Annotated in this window: 19 protein-coding genes; 13 read left to right on the top strand and 6 right to left on the bottom strand. The window is 57.6% G+C overall.

Features of this window, described 5'->3' with window-relative positions; translation table 11 throughout:
- The first annotated feature begins 29 nt into the window (after nucleotides 1-29).
- The 9 genes from QP305_RS05910 (at nucleotide 30) to QP305_RS05870 (ending at nucleotide 9662) form a co-directional block, all read left to right on the top strand.
- Nucleotides 30-1037, top strand: a complete 1008-nt coding sequence (locus QP305_RS05910) for a sugar phosphate isomerase/epimerase family protein (protein WP_274735211.1) — start codon at nucleotides 30-32, stop codon at nucleotides 1035-1037.
- Nucleotides 1038-1112: 75 nt separating this feature from the next.
- Nucleotides 1113-2105, top strand: a complete 993-nt coding sequence (locus QP305_RS05905) for a 4-hydroxythreonine-4-phosphate dehydrogenase PdxA (RefSeq protein WP_126135471.1) — start codon at nucleotides 1113-1115, stop codon at nucleotides 2103-2105.
- A gap of 35 nt (nucleotides 2106-2140) precedes the next feature.
- Nucleotides 2141-3454: an MFS transporter gene (locus QP305_RS05900; protein WP_274778608.1), complete on the top strand. Its 1314-nt coding sequence runs from the start codon at nucleotides 2141-2143 to the stop codon at nucleotides 3452-3454.
- A gap of 95 nt (nucleotides 3455-3549) precedes the next feature.
- Nucleotides 3550-4518, top strand: a complete 969-nt coding sequence (locus QP305_RS05895) for an amidohydrolase family protein (protein ID WP_274778609.1) — start codon at nucleotides 3550-3552, stop codon at nucleotides 4516-4518.
- Nucleotides 4519-4528: 10 nt separating this feature from the next.
- Nucleotides 4529-5236 carry a cyclase family protein gene (locus QP305_RS05890; protein ID WP_274778610.1) on the top strand — a complete coding sequence of 236 codons (708 nt, stop codon included), beginning with the start codon at nucleotides 4529-4531 and terminating at the stop codon, nucleotides 5234-5236.
- On the top strand, nucleotides 5237-6556 hold the full coding sequence (locus tag QP305_RS05885) for an MFS transporter (protein ID WP_274778611.1): 1320 nt from the start codon (nucleotides 5237-5239) through the stop codon (nucleotides 6554-6556). It begins immediately after the preceding gene.
- A gap of 2 nt (nucleotides 6557-6558) precedes the next feature.
- Nucleotides 6559-8271 (top strand): dihydroxyacetone kinase family protein, encoded by a 1713-nt coding sequence (locus QP305_RS05880; protein WP_284904485.1) that lies wholly within the window; start codon nucleotides 6559-6561, stop codon nucleotides 8269-8271.
- A gap of 183 nt (nucleotides 8272-8454) precedes the next feature.
- On the top strand, nucleotides 8455-8919 hold the full coding sequence (locus QP305_RS05875; protein WP_126135477.1) for a ribose-5-phosphate isomerase: 465 nt from the start codon (nucleotides 8455-8457) through the stop codon (nucleotides 8917-8919).
- Nucleotides 8916-9662 (top strand): triose-phosphate isomerase, encoded by a 747-nt coding sequence (locus tag QP305_RS05870; protein WP_274733967.1) that lies wholly within the window; start codon nucleotides 8916-8918, stop codon nucleotides 9660-9662. The genes QP305_RS05875 and QP305_RS05870 overlap by 4 nt, the downstream gene beginning before the upstream one ends.
- Before the next feature lie 117 nt (nucleotides 9663-9779).
- On the opposite strand, the gene QP305_RS05865 is transcribed toward QP305_RS05870, so the two are convergent.
- Together QP305_RS05865 and QP305_RS05860 are read right to left on the bottom strand one after the other, a co-directional pair.
- The gene (locus QP305_RS05865; protein ID WP_284891312.1) at nucleotides 9780-10805 is read right to left on the bottom strand and encodes a virulence RhuM family protein; all 1026 of its coding nucleotides are present in this window, start codon (nucleotides 10803-10805) and stop codon (nucleotides 9780-9782) included.
- A gap of 262 nt (nucleotides 10806-11067) precedes the next feature.
- On the bottom strand, nucleotides 11068-12105 hold the full coding sequence (locus QP305_RS05860; protein ID WP_284904483.1) for a LacI family DNA-binding transcriptional regulator: 1038 nt from the start codon (nucleotides 12103-12105) through the stop codon (nucleotides 11068-11070).
- Nucleotides 12106-12279: 174 nt separating this feature from the next.
- Between QP305_RS05860 and QP305_RS05855 the strand changes: the two genes are divergently transcribed.
- From QP305_RS05855 to QP305_RS05845, 3 genes are read left to right on the top strand one after another with little or no spacing between them, the layout of a single operon-like run.
- On the top strand, nucleotides 12280-13026 hold the full coding sequence (locus QP305_RS05855; RefSeq protein ID WP_274733963.1) for a glutamine amidotransferase: 747 nt from the start codon (nucleotides 12280-12282) through the stop codon (nucleotides 13024-13026).
- 54 nt (nucleotides 13027-13080) lie between these two features.
- On the top strand, nucleotides 13081-14115 hold the full coding sequence (locus QP305_RS05850; RefSeq protein WP_274735204.1) for a DMT family transporter: 1035 nt from the start codon (nucleotides 13081-13083) through the stop codon (nucleotides 14113-14115).
- A 23-nt stretch (nucleotides 14116-14138) separates the two neighbouring features.
- Nucleotides 14139-15233 carry a phosphotriesterase family protein gene (locus QP305_RS05845; RefSeq protein WP_274733960.1) on the top strand — a complete coding sequence of 365 codons (1095 nt, stop codon included), beginning with the start codon at nucleotides 14139-14141 and terminating at the stop codon, nucleotides 15231-15233.
- Nucleotides 15234-15474: 241 nt separating this feature from the next.
- On the opposite strand, the gene QP305_RS05840 is transcribed toward QP305_RS05845, so the two are convergent.
- Nucleotides 15475-17178: an alpha/beta hydrolase gene (locus tag QP305_RS05840; protein WP_274778614.1), complete on the bottom strand. Its 1704-nt coding sequence runs from the start codon at nucleotides 17176-17178 to the stop codon at nucleotides 15475-15477.
- Between the two features lie 12 nt (nucleotides 17179-17190).
- Nucleotides 17191-17928 carry an ArsR/SmtB family transcription factor gene (locus QP305_RS05835; RefSeq protein WP_274735202.1) on the bottom strand — a complete coding sequence of 246 codons (738 nt, stop codon included), beginning with the start codon at nucleotides 17926-17928 and terminating at the stop codon, nucleotides 17191-17193.
- A gap of 127 nt (nucleotides 17929-18055) precedes the next feature.
- Here QP305_RS05835 and QP305_RS05830 point away from each other — a divergent pair, with 127 nt between their 5' ends.
- On the top strand, nucleotides 18056-19441 hold the full coding sequence (locus QP305_RS05830; protein ID WP_284904481.1) for an MFS transporter: 1386 nt from the start codon (nucleotides 18056-18058) through the stop codon (nucleotides 19439-19441).
- A 43-nt stretch (nucleotides 19442-19484) separates the two neighbouring features.
- Here the strand turns inward: QP305_RS05830 and QP305_RS05825 are convergent, their stop codons facing one another.
- The gene (locus QP305_RS05825; protein WP_284904479.1) at nucleotides 19485-20999 is read right to left on the bottom strand and encodes an alpha/beta hydrolase domain-containing protein; all 1515 of its coding nucleotides are present in this window, start codon (nucleotides 20997-20999) and stop codon (nucleotides 19485-19487) included.
- 119 nt (nucleotides 21000-21118) lie between these two features.
- Complete coding sequence (locus QP305_RS08710; RefSeq protein ID WP_350309597.1) at nucleotides 21119-21994, bottom strand: helix-turn-helix transcriptional regulator; 876 nt, start codon at nucleotides 21992-21994, stop codon at nucleotides 21119-21121.
- Nucleotides 21995-22224: the final 230 nt, after the last annotated feature.

Genomic DNA, 22224 nt, shown 5'->3' with positions numbered 1-22224 from the left:
GAACCGGGGCCGGCGAAAGGAGTGATGAGGTGTATACGGCGGATACCTGGCCAATTGCGGCCAAGATGAATTTCGGATCCCGCACAGAAACAGGGGAGGATATAGGAACCGCACCGGTAAGCATATGGGAAGACCAGCTTCTCCAAGTCAAGGAGCTTGGTTTCGGTGCCATTGATCCGATGGATGATTGGGTTCCCCTTGTTGAGATATCCGAGGAACGCTTCGCGTCTTTCCGGGATATGTGCCGCGATCTCGACCTCAGCATTCCCGCTATTTCCGTAGGTAGGCGTTCCGTCGTCGATGTTCGCAACGGAGATACCAATCTTGCCTTCGTACATGACCTCATTGACCGCGGGCATGAGCTCGGGGCACAGGTCATCAATATCGGCTTTATGGAGGCCCTCACCCCGGCGCAGGAAAAAGCGCTGTGGTTCTGGCTAGCACCCGGGCACGTATGCGATCCGCAATTGCGTCCGCTCGCGGTGGAACGGGTGCGGGAACTAGCCCGGCACGCCGGCCAGCTCGGAATGCACATCAGCCTGGAAATGTACGAAGACACCTACGTGGGAACCCACGACGGCGCGGTGAGTTTCGTGCGTGATATTGACCGTGACAACGTGGGGCTTAATCCGGATATCGGCAACCTCATTCGCCTGCACCGGCCCATGCCCAGCTACCAGGACATGTTCGATGCGGTTCTTCCCTACGCCAATTACTGGCATATCAAGAACTATATTCGCGATGAGGACCCGGAAACTGGCACCTATATGTCCGCGCCGGTTCCCCTGGAAAGCGGACTTATTAACTACCGCGCCGTGATTCGGCAAGCTTTGCGGGGTGGCTTTACCGGAGCATTCATGGTGGAACACTACGGCTCGGACTGGCTGGGAGTGGGAGCAACAAATGCCCGCTATATCCGCCAGGTACTGCGCTCCGCACTGCGCACCATTGATCCTTTCAACGCGAATCTTTCCGCCACGGGCCAGGGTGCCATTGGACAGATTACTCGTGAGTCGGCCCCCGCACCGTCGTACTAATCCCCGAACCTATTTACCCCAGTTATCCGTCCGTCACTGGCCGCACGAGCGACCACAGCTACAAAGGAGAAAACAATGACTATCGTTCCCAATCTTGCTATGACTATCGGTGATCCCTCAGGCATCGGCCCCGAACTGGCGATGAAGTTATGTGCCGATGAGGAGAACCGTCAGAAGGCCAATATTAAGCTGCTTGCATCGGCTTCCGAAGTAGAGAAATACTGCGCGGAGCTCTCTCTGAGCTTCCCCTATTCGGAAGAAGCAAAGCCCGGTGAGGTGCAGATCGTGGGATCCGAGCTCCAAGATCAGCCCGTTAAACGCGGGGAGCATTCCGTGGAAGGCGGTCGGCGTGTGAAATCCGATCTCCTCAAGGCTATCGGCATGTACAAGGACGGCAAAGCGGATGCGATTATTTTCCTCCCCCTCAACAAAGCCGCGCTCCACGAAGCCGGCATGCATGAAGAGGACGAGCTGCGTTGGTTCGCCAAGGAACTCAATTACGACGGCTTCACTTCCGAACTCAATTTCATTCCCGGGCTCACCACTTCGCGCGTTACTTCGCATTGTGGAATCTCGCAAGTAGCCGCCCGTATTAACGCCCGAGCGGTTCGCGATGCCATTAACCTTCTCAACGATGTTATTAAGGGCATCGGAGTAGAAGAACCGCGTATCGCGGTATGCGCGCTCAACCCGCACGGTGGAGAATCCGGGCAGTTCGGCCGGGAAGAAATTGACCATATTGCCCCTGGGGTGGAACTCGCCCAGTTTGATGGTGTTAATGTGCAGGGTCCCTTCCCGCCGGACACCACCTTCATGCGAGCCCAGAAGGGGAATTTCGACGGCGTTGTCACGATGTACCACGATCAGGGCCAGATTGCTCTCAAGACCATTGGCTTCGATAAGGGTGTGACGGTTCAGGGAGGTTTGCCCGTGCCGTTGGCCACCCCGGCCCACGGCACCGCCTACGAAATCGTGGGCCAGGGTATTGCCTCCATCGGTCCCTCCCAGCGAGCCTTTGATATTGCTACTTCCCTCGGGGTCAAGACCGCAGAAGCGGCCCAGGCATAGAAAGCCGGTTCACCATGTCCGTTAATAAGCACGCAGTGAGCCACCCACGCAAGGGTAAAAAATCGAAGATTCGCATTGAAGTCTTCATGATTTTGTGGCTCATTATTCTGCTCAACTACATTGACCGCACCACCCTGTCCATCGCCCTGCCCTTTATCGATAAGGAACTGGGCATCGATGAGGATATGCAGGGATGGATTCTTTCTACTTTCTTCTGGACCTACCTCATCTTCCAGGTTCCGGGTGGTTGGCTCCTCGATAAATTCGGGCCACGCCGCGTTATCGGTGCGGCCGGAGCACTTTGGGGCGGAACCCAGATGGTTATTGGTTTTATCCACACCGGCTTGGGCTTCGGGGTATCCCGCTTGCTCCTCGGTGCATTGGAAGCACCGTGTGCGCCCTCGGGCTCCAAGCTCAACTCTTCTTGGTTGCCTTCCGGGGAACGTGCCCGCGGCGCCACTTTCGTGGATATGGCCGGGGCCTTCGGATCCGCTGTGGGTGGCATTATGGTCACCGCAATAATTGGATTCTTCGGGTCCTGGCGCTGGGCTTTCTATATAACCGGCGGGATCACGGTGATCGTTGCGATTATCTACTACATCTGGGTGCGTGACACTCCGGAAGAACACCCACGGGTGAGCGCGGAAGAACTCGAACACATCCGCGAAGGTGAGGTAGGTCAGGAAGGGGCCGAACTCACCGCAGAAGAAAAGGCCAAGCTCCCGCGCATCGTTGACTATGCACGTTCCACCTCCTGGTGGGCCTTCTGGTTCGGGCGTCTTGGCTGGGCCACAGTATGGTGGGGCCTCATTTCCTGGACCCCGTCCTATCTCTCGCGTGCCCGCGATTTCGATTTAGCCGGCCTAGGCTGGGGCACCTTCTTCATGTTCATGATGGGCGTGGTGGGCCAGCTGGTAGCCGGGTGGCTCGCGGACTGGGGCCGGCGCACCTTCAATGATTACAACAAGGTCATGAAGGCATTACTGGTCGGTTCCGCCCTCGGCATGGCGGTATGCGTGGCGGCAATTCCCTTCGCACCATCCGGAATGACCGCACTTTTCCTGCTCTCTGGCGCGGTGTTCTTCACGAACTTCGGTGGGCTGTACTGGGCTATTCCGGCTTGGCTCGCCCCGAAGAGCCAGGTGGGAACGGTTGGTTCTGTCATGAACATGGCCTCATCCCTGGGCGGTGCGCTTGCTCCCATCATCATGGGCTACGCGATCAAGGCAGCCGGGGGCTCCTTTACTGGAGCGTTCGTCTTCCTCGCCTGCGCGGCAGGACTGTACATGATCGGTTCTGCCCTCATTAATTTCAATCGTCCCTTGGCGCAGCGGCGGCCTATCGCCTAAGCGCGCCTCGTAGCGACGAATTTTTGGGTGCGGTGGTGCCATTGCGGCATGTGCCACCGAAATGGCACCACCGCACCCGGACCAAGGAGGAAACAATGGAGTTATACACAGGTCCAGTTATTGACGCGCATCATCACTTTTGGGAGCCGCATCTGGGTTACCAACCCTGGTTGCGCCCCGATGCGCATATCCCCTTCCGCTACGGAAATTACGATCCAATCAAAGTTGATTTCGTGCCGGCGGATCTCACCGATTTAGCCGCGAGTATTAATCTCAACCTCGTCGGTTCGGTAACGATGGAAACCGAATGGGAACTCGATGATCCGGTTGGCGAAATGCGCTACACCCAAAATATCGCGGATCGCTTCGGCCTCCCCAACGCCGGGGTAGGGCATGCGATTCTCAAAGATCCGCAGGTGCAGGGAACCCTTGAAGAACTAGCTGAGATTCCTATTGTGCGCGGGGTTCGTAATAAGCCCGGGCAGTCAGATTCTCCGGTTAGTGCAGAAAGCAACCCGAGCCTGCTCACCGATCCGCAGTGGCAGAAGGGTTACGCAGCGTTGCGCGCCGTCGGATTTAGTTTCGACCTGCAGGTGGCCTGGTGGCATATGACCGAGGCGAAAACCGTTCTGGAGCAGAACCCGGATATTCCCCTCATCATTAACCACTCCGGGCTGCCCGCGGATCGCCACCCGGATATGATCGCCGGCTGGGTGCGCGCACTGGACTTCATGGCGCAATATCCGCAGGTCTCCATCAAGATTTCCGGGATCGGGTTGAAAGACCAGCCCTGGACCGTGGAAAATAACCGTCCCATCGTGGAAAGAATCACCGAGATTTTCGGAACCGAACGCATTATGTTCGCCTCGAATTTCCCGGTCGATTCCATTGCCGGAAGCTTCGCAGACATCTGGAATGGCTTCCGCGAGATCACGAGCGGATGGTCCCAGGCGGAACAACGAGCCGCCTACGCAGAGAACGCGGTGCGGATCTACCGCCTCCCGCAAGACCTGCTCAACACAACATCGGAAGCCGTGCGCACGGCAGCGCACGCAGAAAAATAGGACAACTACTATGGGATTTTTCGATCACTACCGCGTCGTCGACCTGTCGATGCTTATTGAGCCGCATTGGCGTTTTGCTCCGGAGTTCGCTTTCAAGGAACTCCCGAAACCGGAATTTACCTTCCGGTCCACTGTTCTTAAAGATTACGGTGCCCATAATTTCTCCCATTGCGATGCGCCACAGCATGTTGATCGAGCCCTCGAAACCATCGAGATGCTCCCCATCGAGCGTTTCTGCGGGGAAGCAAGTCTTATTGACGTCGCAGATTTGGGTGGTAACGCTGCACTTTCCCGTGAAGTTCTTGAGGCGCGGGCGGGCGCGGTACGCGCCGGCGACGTCATACTTATCCGCAGCAACCAGGCACTGCGCCACCCCACAACCGTGCCAGAATTCTGGACCAGGTCCCCGTGGATCACGAAGTCCGGTGCGGAATACCTCCTCGAGCTTGAGGCCAAGGCAATTGCTTTTGATTTCCCGCAGGACCGCGCGATCCGCGAACCGTACCTCACGGATTTTGAGCACCATGAACCCGTTGAAGACTGGGCCTGCCATACCGTGCTGCTTCCCAAAGGGATTCTGCAAATCGAATACTTGGCCGGGCTGGAGCAACTTAGCCAGGAACGCTTCCTCTTCTTTGCTGCACCCTTGAAAATCAAAGGCGCGGATGGTGGTCCCGCACGCGTCTATGCGCTCGAAGTAATCGCCGAGGAGGCATAAATGACAACCCCGGTCCACGTTCCCACGTCAGCGCGGCGCCGCTGGAAAATTCTCATTCCCGTTATTATCACGATCTACATCATCGCGTATATTGACCGTGTCAATATTGGCTTCGGCATGGAAGGCATCCGAGAAAGTCTCAATATGGATGCTTCCCAGGCCGGATTTGCCGCGGGAATCTTCTTCATAGGGTACCTCGTACTCCAGGTCCCGGGCGGCTACCTAGCGCAGAAGTGGAGTGCCCGGAAAGTTGTCTTTGTGCTCATGATCGGGTGGGGAGTCTGTGCGATTCTCGCTGGTTTCGTCCACTCGTATACGCAGCTACTTATCGCTCGTTTCACGCTCGGGGTATTCGAGGGTGGGGTGCAGCCAGCACTCATGGTTCTCATTTCGAGGTGGTTCTCCAAGGCGGAACGCGGGCGGGCCTTCTCGCTGTTCATCATGCACAATCCCATCGCCACGATCATCACAGGCCCCTTCGCCGGCCTTATCCTCATGTACGGGAACTGGCGCGAACTCTTCATTATTCAGGGTGCGCTGCCGCTGGTCATCGGCGTGGGGCTGTGGTGGTATTTCGCGGCCGATAATCCGGATACCGCCCGGTGGATTGACCAGGATGAAAAGGACGAGATCCGCGCCCTGCAAATCATTGATGGTAACGAAAAGCCGGTGGAATCGGATTGGCGCCTCGCGGTGCGTAATCCCTTCACCTGGTACCTGGCCTTCCTGGGGATGTTTGTGTGGCTGGGCTTCTACGGGCTCCAGATTTGGCTTCCCACCCTCCTCAAGCAGTCTTTCCACGGTTCTCTTACGGTGGGTCTAGTTTCCGCGATCCCGCCCGTTTGCGCTGGTATCGCTATTTGGTTCAACGGGAAGGGCGCGGACCGAGATCAGCGCTATTGCACCCGCGTGGGTATTCCGCTCATCCTTGGCGGCATTATCCTGGCGCTTTCCTCTTTCGTGACGGCGGACCAGCGATGGCTGGTGGTGATCGCCCTCGCGGCGGCAACCGCCTGCCAGCTCTCCTTCTTCGCTCCGTACTGGACGATCAACTCCCTGCTGCTGCCCCCTGCGGCGGTGGGTGCCGGCTTCGGTATCATTAACGGTATCGGGAACCTCGGCGGGATGCTCGGCCCGTACCTCGGCGGATGGCTGCAAGACCTCACGAACGGAAATATGTTCGCTACCACGGTGTTCTTCGGGGTATCGGTCGCCGTTGCCGGGATTATGGCTTTCGGCCTGTCCGGTGCGGTGCGAGCCAAAATCGCTGAGGATCGTGCCCGCCAGAGTGCAATCCTCGCAGATCAACCAATGGAGTAACAATGACGTTTATCTACAACGATCCTAAACAATTCCCCGCTGAAGCCCTCGCGGGTTTCATCGCCGCTAATGAGCGGTACGTGGAGGCGGTGCACGGCGGCGTCGTACGGTCTACTACCTCCCCGGAGGGCGAAGTGGCGCTGGTCATTGGGGGTGGTTCGGGGCACTACCCGGCCTTCCCTGGCTGGGTCGGCCCAGGTATGGCGCACGGTTGCGTATGTGGGAATATTTTCGCTTCCCCCTCGCAGTCCCAAGTCACCGCGGTATCCCAAGCTGCTGATAACGGCGGTGGCGTGCTCCTCATGTACGGCAATTACGCCGGGGACGTTCTCCACTTTGGGAAAGCCGCCAGTATTATGCGTGCGGACGGTCTGGATGTGCGCGAAGTACAGATTTCTGACGACGTCGCATCGGGGATCCCGGAAAAACACCGTGAGCGCCGGGGTATTGCGGGTGACCTTTTCGTCGTGAAAGTAACCGGCGGGGCAATCGCCGCCGGGTACAACCTGGACGAAGCCGAACGCATTGGCTGGCACGCCAATGATTCCACCCGTACCCTCGGGGTCGCTTTCACCGGCTGCACCCTCCCGGGATCGGGCGATCCGCTCTTCACCGTGCCTGATGGAAAATTCGCTCTCGGGCTTGGGATTCACGGTGAGCCCGGGATCTCCGAACACGAACATGCCACCGCGGATGAACTGGCAACCCTTCTGGTTGACGGTGTTCTTGCCGAAGAACCCGAGCGCCGCGAGGGCGGCTACAGCGGGCGCGTGACGGTGATCGTTAACGGGCTGGGCGGAGTGAAGTACGAAGAAATGTTCGTGCTCTACCACGCAGTCTCTAGCATCCTGGCCGAACGTGGCCTGGAGGTCGTGGCGCCGGTCGTAGGTGAACAGGTGACCTCACTCGATATGGCCGGTGTTTCTCTCACCGTTGCTTTTCTCGATGAGGAACTGGAGAAGTTCTGGCTGTCCGGTGCGGATACCCCCGCTTTCCGTACTGGAAACGTGGAGAACCAGCAACGCCGCGAACGCCCCGTTGCGGAAGCGCACGCGGTGGAACTCAGTGCCGGCACGCCCGAATCGGCAGCGCAGGCGGAACGCATCGCCGTCGTCTTCACCGCTTTTGCCGATGCTGCTATCGCGGCGGAAGCGGATCTGGGCAAGCTGGATTCCATCGCTGGGGACGGTGATCACGGTCAAGGCATGACCCTCGGCTCGGTAGCTGCACGCGATGCGGTCCGCCGGGCCTTCTCCGCCAAGGCGGGAGCTGCGAGCCTGGTGGACTCGGCTGGCAAAGCATGGTCCGAAGGCGCGGGTGGTACCTCGGGTGCACTCTGGGGAGATGCCATCTGCCAAGCTGCCAGCCATCTTGACGATGGAGGAGCGGTTTCGGCCGAAATATTGGGCGCGGCCGTCGTTGATGCGGCGCGAAATGTGGCGCGCGACGGTGGTGCCGTCGTCGGAGATAAAACGATGGTGGACGCAACCGAACCTTTTGCCGATGCACTGGAAAAGGAGCTTGCCGAAGGCGTGGGGCTCAAGGACGCCTGGACGCGCGCGGCCGAAGTAGCCCGTCAGGCCGCCGAAGCTACTTCGGAGCTGGCTGCACGCAAGGGCAGGGCCAAGACACACGGCGATGCGTCACTCGGTCACCCGGATCCGGGCGCGGTGTCTTTCGCCCTCCTCATGGCCGCGGCAGCGGAGGCGCTCTGATATCAATCTGCATGAACCGCGCAAAAAGATAGGATAAAGTGATGGCAAGACGCTAAAATGTGGCTTTTTGCGCGGTTCGTGTGGTGGAATAGCGGTGAGCGGTTGTTACCTCAATGTGGCGTGGCTCGTAAGAATGTACCAACCCGTATATACGTGGCTAGAAAAGAAAACAAAGGAGAAAACATGGGATTTCGTGTGGTGGTGCTCGGTGATTCGGCCGGGTACGGATACAAGGACCTCATCAAGGCTGATCTGGAGAAGGATGAGCGCATCGACGAAGTGATCGACCTGGGTCTCAAGGAAGGCGAATCTGCGCTTTATCCGAACCTCGCTACCGCGGGTGCGGAAATGATTGCGCGCGGCGAGGCTGACCGTGGTATTTTCGTATGCGGGACCGGAATGGGCGTGGCTATGTCCGCTAATAAGGTGAAAGGCATTCGCGCCTCGACCGCGCATGACTCCTATTCGGTGGAACGCCTGGTGCTCTCCAATAACGCCCAGGTGCTGTGCCTGGGGCAGCGGGTTATCGGTGCGGAACTCGCGCGACGACTGGCCAAAGAATTTTTCAATTATGAATTCGACCCGAGCTCGCATTCCAAGGCCAATGTGGATGCCATTTGCGCCTATGACGGTTCACTGGAGGAATGATGCTTTGGGTTGGAACTAGCTGGAAAATGAACGGCACCCGCGCTTTCGCACGGGACTATGCTCGCGCACTCGCCGGCCTTGATGTGGCCAGCCTAGGTGATATCCAGCCTTTTATTATTCCTTCGTTTACTGCCATTGATGTGGCAGCTAGCGAGCTTGAGGGAACCAGAATCCTGGTGGGTGCGCAGAATGCGGCCTGGGAAGATGCCGGGGCGTGGACCGGGGAAGTATCGATCCCTCAGGCAATCGATGCCGGGGCCACCCTGATTGAGATGGGGCATTCTGAGCGGCGTGAGTACTTCGGGGAAACGGACGAGACTGTTAACCTCAAGATCAAAGCTGCGCTGCGCCACGGGGCTATCCCACTGGTGTGCTTCGGTGAGCCGGCTGAGGTATTTGAGGCGGGGGAGACCCTTCCCTTTATCACCGCGCAGATTAATGCGGCCCTGGATGGGATAGCGGATACTTCCCGCGTGCTCCTCGCCTACGAACCGATCTGGGCAATTGGGGAACATGGGCGCCCACCGCGGCGCGAGGACCTGGTACGTACCTTTGCCGCGCTCGCGGAGCGTTACGGGGATCGCGTGGAGGCCATCCTCTATGGAGGCTCCGTCAATCACGATAACAACAAGGATATTCTGGGAATCCCGGGCGTGGGTGGCCTGTTTATTGGCCGTTCGGCATGGACCGCGGAAGGATATATTCGCAACCTCGAACTCGCTGCGGAAGCGGTGCGCGAGTAGCGAGAAGAAGGTGTGGTGTCGCGGGGCTCTTTCTATGCTTTGCGAGTACCTGCGTTGGGTAGGCTGCCGTTGGAAACAAATTCTGGACGGCAGCTTGCCCGAACGTAAATTAATTATCTAAGGTTGTCCGTGATCCTCGTTGACCCGTTCTGCTTGGAGAGCAAACTTATCGAAATCTGATTCATAGGTGAGATCCTGCACCACTCGATATTTGGAGAACTCCTCTAGTGCGTGTTCATCGGCAAGGTTCTTTGAAATTTTTCCCGCATTGTTCAGCAGTTCACGACTATCGAGGGTAAGAACTTGGTCGAGGAACTGTACCCAGTCGTTCATAGTAGTGGCAATGTGACGGCGTGCGCGTGACTCTGCAAGGTTTAAATACGCTTCTACCAACCGCCCCAAATCATCAAGCTCGTTCTTGGTGAGGTAGTTTTTGCCGATGGTCACGTCACCCGCGAGCACTTTACCGTCAGGCGAATTTTTCCACGAAGTTAAACCCATATGTGGTTTCTTAGCATCGGCTCTCTCGGTGATGAGTTCCGCCGCGGTGTGTCCGTGTACAGCATAGTGAAGCTTGTTTTGGACAGTAGCGAAGAAAGTCCGGGTTGTGGGCGCTTTGGCATCATAATCGACAGCTGTTGAATAGATGTCGGTTATCTTCTGGTAGAAACGCCTCTCTGAGAGCCTGATTTCCCGCACTTCTTGGAGGAGTTGCTCAAAGTAGTCCTCGCCAAGAATGTCGCCAGTTTCCATACGTTCTCGGTCAATCACGTAGCCACGTAAAGTGAAATCACGCAGGATGCCAGTGGCCCACTGCCGGAATTGAGTGGCGCGTATTGAATTGATCCGGTAACCAACCGAGATAATTGCGTCCAGGTTGTAGTGCTGTGTGAGGTAGTTTTTTCCGTCAGTAGCAGTTATCCGGAATTTCCGGATAACTGCAGAATCCGACAACTCCCCCGATTGGAAAATATTTCGCAAGTGTTCGCTTACGGTTCGGACGTTGACGTCAAACAATTGTGCCATCAACTTCTGGGTAAGCCAGATGGTACTTTCTTCGTACCGTACTTCAACGCTGTTAGCCGCATTGGTCGTAAACACCAAAAACTTAGCAGTGCTGTGCCGAACAAGCTTCTTAGACATCTTCAACTCTTTATGCTTCATAAAACTGAATGACTATCGCATGGGTGCGTAAGTACCTACTGTGTACTCCCGCATTGTTACGAGCAGCCTCTTCGCAGCCTGCACGCGCATCGGTGGTGGTGATGGCAAGCTGTGGAGAGTCAGCTATAGACATGCTTTAGTTTACCGTATCGGTGAGATGGAGCAAATACCCATGGACTCTAAAATTGAGTGCAACAACTTTTACGATTACAGGTGTCCAGTCCGGGGCGCCTCGAACCGTTTACCCGATCCGTTTCACCGATGCACGCGTCACCACATGCATGGGGAAAATATGTCCGCTGGGTGCCTGTCCAGTTGCGGTGTCAACAATAGCGCGCAAGGCAGCTTGTGCCATATCTGCAATGGGTTGTTGTACTGAGCTCAGACCCGGATGAATCCAATCGCACAGGCTAATATTGTCGAATCCGATGACGGAAAGGTCATCGGGAATATGCAGTCCACATTGCTCTGCGGCACGGATAAGACCAATGGCCACCACATCCGAACTTGCGAAGACCGCAGTAACAGGATCCGGGGCGGTTAAAAGCCGTGGTAATGTGGACGCACCAAAAGCCTCGGAGTAGGGACCGTGGAAAATGTAGCGCTCATCCACCTTGAGCCCGTGGAATGTTATGGCTTTCCGGTAGCCGAGTTCTCGTTGATGTGCGGAGAGAAGTCCCTCAGGTCCACCAATGAACGCCACGCGGCGATGCCCGAACGCCAGAAGATGATTCGTTGCCTGGTAGGCGCCATTAGCGTTGTCCGCTACAACGTAGGGGATAGAGCTCGGGCGAATATTGGTGTACCCCAAGGCTGAATTTTCGAGAGCTGCATCCACATTGAGAACCATCTCGTCAAGCATGACGAAGGGTTTAGTTAGGCTCACGGAATTGATATCTCCATCGAGCGAGTTATTTCCAACCAGGATGATCGCGTCAACTGTAGGATTTGCGAGGGCTTCCTCGATGAGTTCCACTTCGTTATCAATTTGCCCTCCCGAAACGAATACAGCCACTGTTTTCTGTGCAGCGTCACCCGCGGAGATAACTTCGGCCCCTAGCTTTGCGAAAAACGGGTTAGTTAGGTTGGGGATAATCAGGGCGATTGTGCGCAATGAAGTGTTTGTCAAAGTGGGAGCTTGCCAGCCTACTTGGGACATCGCCTCTTGGATTTTCTCTGCGGTTTCCCCTCGAACATTGAGTTCCCCACGCGCGAACCGAGAGACTGTCGACGGTGAAACGCCAGCAATTCGTGCTATTTCGCTTAGAGAAGCTGCCATGGGACTCCTGATGTAAACGAGGGTCTTGTGTGAAACACCTCAAGCCTATAACATAACAACCAGACGTTGCGTAACGTTGCGCAACGCTCGTGATGGTTGTGGTGATGAAAGTCGTTTCCGACGGCTCTGTCGCTACCTTGAGCGAAACATAATTGGTAGTCGAAGGAGACTGGAATGGTAAAAGTTCTGCTTGCAGGCGAGTCGTGGGTCAGCGATATTGTTGACCATAAAGGCTTCGATCAATTCCCGCACACTCAAGTACATATCGGTTGCGCAAAACTTCTCGAATGTTTGCGCAAAGCTGGGCATGAAGTGACCCATATGCGATCGCATGATGTGGCGGTCGAGTTTCCTTTTACGGAAGAGGAACTCAATGAGTATGACGTCCTCATTTTGTCGGATGTTGGAGCTAATACCCTCCTTCTCCCGCCGCAAGTTTTCGAAGAGGGAAAGCGTGTTCCGAATCGACTCACTCTCATTCGTGACTGGGTGAAGAACGGGGGCGGATTAATGATGGCGGGCGGCTATCTCAGCTTCCAGGGATTCCAAGCGATGGCGAATTATGCGGGCACTCCAGTTGAGGATGTACTCCCGGTTACTATCCACCGCTATGACGACCGTATTGAAGCGCCTGAAGGTGTCCGCGGAGAGCTCACGGATGTCAATCACCCCATTACTCAAGGAATAGATAAAACGTGGCCGTATCTGCTCGGTTTCCAAGACCTCGTGGCGAAAGAAGGCGCGAGTGTCTTGGCAACTGCGGCGCATAAGCCGCTCTTGGTGGCACGTGAATACGGGCGAGGCCGGTCGGTAGCTTTCGCCTCGGACATCTCCCCGCATTGGGCTCCGCAGGAGTTCATGGAGTGGCCCGGCTATTCCACCCTTTTTGGCAATATCGTCACCTGGCTCTCGGGAAAGTAGGCAATGATGTCTTCATTAAAATCTGATTCGTGCGTTGTGGATACTGGCGACGCAGTGACTAATTCTCAACAAACGGAAACTCATGCGGCGGAGAAGCGCGTGCGTGCACACGGAAGTGCTGCGCAAGGAACTGCCATTGTGCTGTTTACCTTCCTCACCGTTCTGGCGGGCATGCTCGGTCCCATGCAGAGTTCCGTCAACGGGCGGCTCGGTGTTGCGGTCGACGACGGACATCTGGCCGCGTGTATTTCATTCTTCTCGGGACTTGTCGTCATGTTCATTATCGTGCTGCCGCAGCGCCGGCTGCGGAAAGCCCTCATTTCGATTCCGGGGCATCTGCGGCATGGAACCTTGCCGTGGCCGTACTTCTTCGCAGGTCTGTGCGGAGCCGTTATTGTTCTCTCTGAGGGTGTTTCCGTCGGAGCGCTCGGGGTGGCGACGTTCCAGACCTCATTGATTGCAGGCATGGTTATCTCCGGAATTATTTGTGACCGTTTCGGTATCGGAGTTGAGTTCAAACAAGCGCTGAATATCCCCCGTATTTTGGGGGCACTCCTCGCTATTGCAGCGACCGTGCTGGTGGTATCGCCGAATTTCACGGCTCCCCATATGATTGCGTTGGCAATTCTGCCGTTCTGTGGTGGTCTCCTTGCTGGATGGCAACCGGCGGGTAACTCCAAGATCGGCTATCTTGCGGATTCTATGCTGGTATCCATTACCTGGAATTTCATCATTGGGTTTTCCGCGCTCGCTCTTGCGTTCATTATTCGATTGGCGATGGGTGCTGCTACTTTCCATCTTCCGACTCAGTGGTGGATGTACCTCGGCGGTCCTTTGGGTCTGCTCTCCATCGCACTCATGGCACTGCTGGTTCGCAAGCTTGGTTTGCTGCTCCTCGCTCTTGCTTCAACTGCGGGTCAGCTTATCGGATCCATCCTCATTGACCTCATCCTCCCGCAAGAAGGGCACGTCATTTATGCCGTTACGGTTGCGGGCGCTGCGGTAGCGCTGGTTGCCGCAGGAATCGCCATGGTCCCGTCTCGCAAGCTCGGAGCAGGTACCGAACATAAAACTGAAGAATCTCACTAGGCAGCGAAGAAAGGACAGCTGCAATGTCTCAACTGAAGAACGGCGAACTGCAAACCGTTCGCGGAATTATCAAGGCTCAAGATATGGGGATGACACTTCCCCACGAACACCTTTTCAATGACTTGTCCTCGGTTGTGGATGAGCCCTATTACGAGTTCTCCAAGGAAATAGTCGGCAAGAAAGTCACGCCGGATCTTATGTATGGCCTGCGCCAAGATCCGTACTGCAACGCGGATAATATGGCGGATAAGCCGGCTCAGGATGTGATCCTGGAAGTCCGTAAATTTGCTGAGCTCGGCGGGCAGACTATCGTTGACGCAACTGGAACCGTCAGCATCGGCCGTAACCCGGCGCGCTTACTAAAAGTTGCGGAAGTGACTGGACTCAACGTTGTTATGTCGACCGGGCCATATCTTGAAAAGTTCGAAGGCGAACGCATTACCGCGCGTAGCGTTGACGCCATTGCGGAAGAAATTGATGCCGATATCAATGAGGGTATTCCGGCAATTGATACCGCTCCGGGCAGTGCGGCGGAAAAGTCGGAGGGTGGCGACCGGAAGATTAAAGCCGGCATGATCGGTGAGATAGGGGTATCTCCCTTCTTTACAGAAGGGGAACATGCGTCCTTGCTTGCCGGAGCCCTTGCTCAAACAAATAATCCGACCGTAGCGCTCAATATTCATATGCCCGGGTGGCAACGGCGCGGAGATGAGGTTCTGGACCTGGTCTTTGCGCAGGGCGTGGCGCCGCATAAGGTTTCCCTTGCCCACTCGGATCCTTCCGGTGCTGATAAGGATTACCAGCGTCGGCTCCTCGATAGGGGAGTGTGGCTGGAATTCGACATGATCGGCCTGGATATCACCTTCCCGAAAGAAGGTGTATCTCCGTCAGTTAACGAAACTGTGAGTGTTCTTGCTGACCTCATAGCTGATGGGTACGCGGATCAGATTATCCTCAGTCACGATCTCTTCCTCAAGCAAATGTGGACTCAGAATGGCGGTAATGGATTTGCCTTCGTTCCAACGGTCGTCATTGACCTGTTGCGCCAGGAAGGCGTGAGCGAAAGTGATCTGCACAAGTTACTGTACGAGAATCCGGCCAGGGTGTTGACAGCTTAAGCGGGCACCGGGCAGAAGATAGTGCAGAAAATAGAGACGGGGGAGCAGTCATAATGATTGTTCCCCCGCAATTCTGAAATGACATAGAAATGTAACTAACTTGGCCGCAGGGCCCTATGCTGGAGGCGGCAGGAAGATATTGCGGTTTATCTCCGCGTGGTATTAGAAGACGGCGATCCAGCGCTTCTTCAAACGGCGTTCAAGGACATTGTGAAATCTCTGGCCTTCAGAGAGATTGCTCCTAACGCCCGGCAAACGCAGTCGCAATAAACTCACTTATTCGCGCGCGTACCTGCTCCCACACCTTCGTGCCGGGGGAACATAGCATCGCATGGAAAGTCCCCGGATACATGTGGAGTTCCACGGCCGCGCCGGCGTCCATGAGGTCGCGCGCCCAGTCGAGGCCCTCGTCGCGCAGCGGATCAACCGGATTGACCACAAGCAGCATCGGCAACCCTGAATACGGGCCGCTACCTGCGGAAAGTGGCTCGGCGCGGTACCCGGAATCGTCAGCGTAGGCGTTCCACGCCGCGGCCGCGGCCTCCCGCGTCCATACGGGGCCGTCGCGATAGGTTCGATAGGAGAGCGTATCGAGGCGCGGGCTCACGCACGGTTCGAGGGCGACGACGCCGCACAAGCCCGCCAGTTCCTCTGGCTGCGCGAAGCGCAGCACCTGATCGGCCAAGCCGGCCCCGGCCGAATCTCCGAAAACCAGCACGGGTGCACCCGGGAAAACCCGCGTAATATAAGCGAGCGCAGCCCGGCAGTCGTCCACCGCTGCTGGGAAAGGATGCTCGGGTGCCAGCCGGTAATCGGGAACCACCACGGTGGCCTCGGCCAGCTGGGCGATCTCAGCATTGCGGGCGTCGTCGTAGCGGGCGCGGCCCGCAACGTAACCGCCGCCATGCAAAGACAGCACCACGCGGGGCTGCGGCGGCGTCGTGCTATCGGGGTGGAAGATACGCAGCTCCAGGCCGTTCTCCACCACAACCTCGCGGCGGATACCCGAGGGCAGTTCCGGTTCGGCACCCAGCAGCGCTTCGCCTTCCGCGCGCATCGCCGGAGCATCCCAGGTGGTTTGCTCGGGCACGCCCGCGAGCAAAGGCGTGAGCTGCGGATCGAGGTAAGGCTGCGGGCGCTTCTGCGCCTTCGCGCACTCGGCAAGGAAGGGGTCCACCGCGGCGTAGAAAGCGCTCTCCTGGTCGCGGCGGACCGTATGGGTGGAGTGCGGGATGACCGCCCCGCGCAGGTGCGGATTGTGATGCTCAGTCAGTGCCTCGATGCCGGTGGCGCCGAAGAGCACATCGTCGCCGTCGCCGGTCACGAGGAGGGTGGGCATGCTTAGCTGGCCAAGCACCGCGCGCCCGGGGCGGCCCACCACGCCGGTGGCAATGAAATCGAGGTCCACCTCGGTCTTACCCTGTGCCCAGCCGGCGTATTCGGAGGGGGTCCAGGTGGTATACGATTCGCGCAATGACGCGATAGCTTCGGGTAGATACTCGCGCACGCGCTCCTGGGTTTTGCCAAGATCTTCGGCGGCCTCGCGGTAGGTACGGGCCTGCTCCGGGGTGAGGAGCGCGGGGTCTTCAAGCACCAGACCCGCGATGAGCGCCGGGTGAGCTGCGGCAATATGCGCGGCGACCGCACCGCCTAGGGAGTGCCCCATGAGGAGGATCTGGCGTGCGGGAGTGCCGGCGGCGGCGCGCACCACCACATCGGTTGCGCTGGCAACGAGGGCGGTGAAGGGATCGGCCAGGTCGTCCTTGGCGAAACGGGCCGAGAGTCCGTGGCCGAGCAGATCGCAGAGCACCACTCGGTAATCACGCCCGTAATGCGCGGCGAGGCTGTGTAACGAGGCGGCGCAATCTGTCACCCCGTGAAAAGCAACGATGGTGCCCTCGATGGGAGCCCCGGAAACTGAATACGATAACGCGGAATGCCTCATTGCGCTCCTTTGCTAGCGGGTACTTGCGTGCGTGTTGTGGCCAGGGCTGCGCGGGATAATAGCCTGGAGTGTCACAAAGGGAGTGGCGTTTTCGGGTGTGGCTTTCTTGGAAGAATCAGAAGAGTTATTCGGGCGGGTTGCCGCGCCCGCCTCATTATCCACCCGATATTCTTCCACGAGTTCATACATTTTCTTGGAAAGATCGGCGGCCTGCTCACGTGTGAGAAGGACTTCCGCCGGGTGCAAACTGGTGAACAGCGGCCGCTCCTCCGGGTGGTTAGTGCGGGCGGTCATGGCGGCCAGCCACAGTGAGGTGGCCCATTCCAGAATCGCGGTGCCGGCCGCGGTCACGCTTTTGGAATACTCCGAATTGGGCAGGCTGGAATCGGTGGCCATGCGCGGGGAAGTGAGGGTCCACACCCGATCACGCTTATCGCGCGCCCGGGTCGGATCCTCGCGAATCAGCCCACCGCGGGCCAAAATTCGCAGGTGATAGCTCATGGAATTGGCGGGAAGCTCCAGTTCCTCAGCCAAATCCGCGGCGCGCGCGTGGCCTAGTCGGCTGAGAGTGTGGAGCAGGCTCAAGCGGACCGGGTGAGATAGGGCCCGCAGCTGCTCCCGGTTGAGGCGAGCCACCGTTTCCGGCGTGGTGGTTCCCGTGGTGGTGCCCGCGGTGGGCGCGCTGCCCGAATCGGCGCTGGTCATTTCGGGAGTGTCACGTGATTCGGCAGTGCTGTCAGAAGAAGCCATAGAATCATTGTAGCTGGAACAACGGACTTGCCCACATACGCAACAAATGTTGCGCAATAATTCTTGCGTAATTATAGTGGGAGGTGGAGGCCGAGGTATTCGGCTCATCAGCACGTAAGGAGACCTCATGTCAGGTACGGACAATGGGACAGTTATAGCAACGGAACAGGTGACCGCATCAGAGCGTGAACCTGCCACCATCTGGGCATCCCGTGAATACCGGGCCTGGTTTACCGGCGATCTGCTCCAGGACCTGGGCGCGGGGATCGCGATGTTCGCCTTCCCGCTGGTCTGCCTGGCGGTGACCGGCTCTCCTGTACACGCCGGAACGGTGGGATTCTTCCAAGGCGTAGGTACGTTGCTGGGTATTCTTCCCGGCGGGGTATTGGCCGACCGCCATAACCGGCGTACCCTCCGCTTGGTCTCGTCTGGCCTAGGGGCGCTCGCGCAGGTTGCGCTGGTAGCTCTGTTGCTCAGTGGCACCGCGAACGTGCTCAATCTTGCCGTTCTTGCTTTCCTCGACCGCCTGCGTAACTCCCTGCTTTCCCCGGCCTCAAATTCCATGCTCAAACAGGTGGTTCCCGGGCGACTTCTTCCCAACGCCGTGGCTGCGAATCAGGGGCGCGATGCCGCGGTCACCCTCGCCACCGGCCCGGCCGGCGGAGCGCTTCTTGCCATCCACCTCTACGTCCCCGCTCTCGCGCAAATCGTCGGGCAGCTGGCGAGCATGGGGGCTACGCTCCTCATGCGCGGGGATTACCGGCCCGGGCGTTCCGGCGGCGCTGAGTGCTCCAGCAGTGCCAGGTGCCCTGAGAACTCGGACAACTCTGCGCGCCCTGTTCGTACCGGCCGCATCTCCCGTGCGCTCGCGGAATTCAACGAGTCGCTACGGTGGATGTGGGAACGCGCCGTGGTCCGAGTGCTTCTTATCTGCGCCTGCCTGCTCAACCTGGGGTGGGCAGGCATGATGATGAGCGTGACCCTCGGCCTCGCCGACCGCGGGGTGGAGCCGGCGCTCATCGGCCTGCTCGCCACCGCGCTCGGGTGCGGGGCGCTTGCCGGGGCGGTGGTTGCCGCGCGTCTCGTCGCGCGGGTCCCCTCCGGAATTCTCATCATCGCCGGATTCCTCATGTGCGCCGGCGTCGTCGCCATTGTTCCTTTCCTTCCCGGTTTGGGGTGGATCGGCGCGATGTACGCATTAATGGGCCTGATTATCCCCGCCGTCAATGCCGCGGTGATGGGCCTGGTCACGCTCATGACGCCCAATGAGCTGATGGGCCGCGTGGGTTCGGTCAGCCAGTTCTTCGCCTCCGGAGCCGCGGCTTTCGCCCCCGCGCTGGCCGGCTGGGGGATTGGGATGATCGGATGGGAACTCACCCAAATCTCCTTCGCGATTCCCACCGCGCTCGCGGCCGTGCTCATGCTGGCCTCCCGGCAGGTCAGGCAGGTGCCGGCTTCACCCCATTGGGAGAGCTACCTGGAAGAATCCGGTGCCCTGAGCGCGCGGGATTAACGGCGACGCCGCGGCGCGTTCCGCCCTGGCAACCCGGGCGCTGCTACCGACCTTGCGGTGAACTCAGGGGAGCCGGTGCGCCTTCCACCGCGCGCTCCCACAGCTCGCGTTCCACGGCGTGGAGCAAGCGGCGGCCCACAGGCTCAAGATAACCCGCCTTTTCCAGCGCGTCATCGACTTCATCGCAGGCGGCCCGGTAGCCCTCGAAAGAAGAAAAACGCTTGAGAATCGACTCGCGCGCATGCAAGGTCATGAGGCCGTACACGGGATTTTCGGGCGCTCCGGGGAGGAAATCCGCGATCGGATGAGCGAGGAGTCCCAATTCAATCCCACCCGAAAGCAGCCCGGCGCCATCTTTTACCCACTGCCCATTTTCGGCATCGAACCAGGTGGAAGGTGCAGCCGGTACCCCCTCCGCTGCCCACTTTTCTACCGCGGCCATGGACCCGGTAATAATCGGTTCAATGGGAAGCGCACTGAGGGATTCGAGGAACGCGGTATCCATCTGGCGTGGGCGCCGCTTCGCCTTGACCACTTCCGAATTTTGTGGGATAACACGCGAACGGGCATCCGAATGTGGTGAACGCTTCACATGCCAATGCCGGCGCAACGGTCCGTCCCCTAGGCGGAAAGATTCGGGACCAGCGCCGAAGAGGCTCACATCAGCCTCCGAGGAGGTGCTGATAATCGGAACATCAAGTTGGGCGGGCTCAACGAGGTAGGGGACAAAGGCTGCTTGTTTCTCCCCAGTCCCAGGTGCATCAAGATCTACGCCGCTCAGCATTTGCGGCGGGATCCCGGACTTGTGCTGGTTAATAGCTTTGACAAACACAGATCCGACCCCGGGAGCATAACCGTCATAGGTAGGTGCATCGTCGGCTAGCCGTAACAGATTGTGGAAGTAGGTGAGATATGTATTGGTATACACCGAGGATTGGGACTGGCCGATAAGGAAGACGCGCTCTAGGCTCACAGGGCTGTTCGAGGATCGTAGCCACGCGGACACCTGCGCGATCACATCCCAGGCCAGGCCCTCTTCGCACTCGTCAAGCTGCATAAAAGGATTCCATCCCGGCTCTGCGGCATCGATCTGGCGCGGTTTTCCGCCCCAGTTGAGCTGTCTGTAGCGCTCCGGATCAAAGGTGTGCAAGGCGGAGATCTGGATGGGTTTGGCCGTCACGGCAACATAGGTGTGCCGCTTGTCCATAAGGTAGTCCCAGGCCCGCCTCCAATCGTCTTCGATGTCGTATCCCTCTGAGGCATTCAAAATAGATACCCATGCGGTCGGTGAACTTTCCTTAGCTGGGCGCCGCACCAGTACGCGGGTACAGTATGGAATTCCCTCTTTTTCGACGATTATGCGGGTGTCTTCCTCCGGAGTGAAACCATAAACGTTTGCGGTACCGGAAAGGAAATACTCCTCCTCAACGTATCCGTACGAGGCTAAATCTAGTGGTTCGCGTGCGAACCGCATTGCAGAAAAGGGATAGCTCTCATTGTTGACTGCAATTGGGCCTGTGGCAGCGGGAACTGGTACTGACAATGTCGGTGCGTTCATCATTTCTCCCTCGAAATAATCTCCTGTGCGATTAAGTGCCAGCATAGAGTCCAAACGCTGAATTAGCTTGTCCCATTGGGGTGAAAACGCCTTCCAGTAGCTGTTAGGGACTAGTCTCTCTACGAGTTCGATAGCATTCCATAGCGTTCCGCTGTGTCAAGAAGCTCCACTACATTGTGTGCTCCGAGTTTTCGCATGAGGGTGCGGCGATGGCTGCGCACCGTATTGATAGATACATGCAGAGCGCAGGCTGCTTCGGAATTAGTAAGTCCCAATGCTACTTGCGTTAATACCTCCCTTTCGCGGGGCGTAAGCGCAGGTGCGTGTCTCGATTCGGTTCGTGGTGGCGTACTTTCAGGGGTCGAATTCTCAGGTGTGTCCGCAGTGAGCTGAGTGGGGGTGGTAAGAAGTACATCCCATACCTCCGCTAAACCGTCAGAATTGAGAATAGTTGCGTGAGGTGCGGTGCGCAGAAGTAACGCCGCAAGGGTGGAAAGCTGGGAAATGCGCAACCGATCTGTTGTCGAAAAAGCTCCGGCTCGCGAGTGGGATTCCAGCCAGATAGTTCCCTCTAATTCTTCCCCGATGATGCAGGGCTGAATAACCGCGGACGTGTGAGTGGCTGCGGAAGCCGAGTGGAATAGCGGTCGGGTTCGTTCGTAGGCAAGCGAAGAATCATCCGGGAAGGAATACAGGCGAGCTACCTCGGCCGGAGTACGGGCCCAGTACTGTTCGCGGCAGTCAAGAGTTCTTCCGAAGGGTGAATCAGCTTCCACCAGGAGAGTCGAATTATAATGGCGTAGACCGTATACACCCAGTACCGCAAAGATATTCTGGCGTGGCAAGAATACGTGGAAAGAAATGTAGTCTGAATTAGGTGCCACATCCGCAAGTAAGGCAACGAAATAGCGTGCGATGGCCCGCCGGTCATCAGCTGCGTGGAGCGCCTGAATTGCATCCGTCAAACGCTGTGAGAATTGTAGGTTTGTTCGCATTCCGCCCCGCCATTCGCTACACGGATTTTTGAGTATTACTTCCGGTAATTACGGACTAGTCTACTCGTCTGATGGTACGAAGAGAGAACGTGTAATTCACCCGCAGTGAGGCGGTTTTAATCACCATGCTCTTAGTACGCTAGCTGATGGACGTAAGGGAACGTCCACGATTTACCGCATAAAACGGATGCAATGCAGCTCCGTTGCGCGAAAGGATAACCAATGACGGA

Origin of the sequence: Actinotignum timonense (assembly GCF_030216305.1) — a bacterium.
GTDB lineage: Bacteria > Actinomycetota > Actinomycetes > Actinomycetales > Actinomycetaceae > Actinotignum > Actinotignum timonense_A.
Note: the sequence above shows the minus strand (reverse complement) of the source record. Positions and strands in the feature narration are given on the sequence as shown.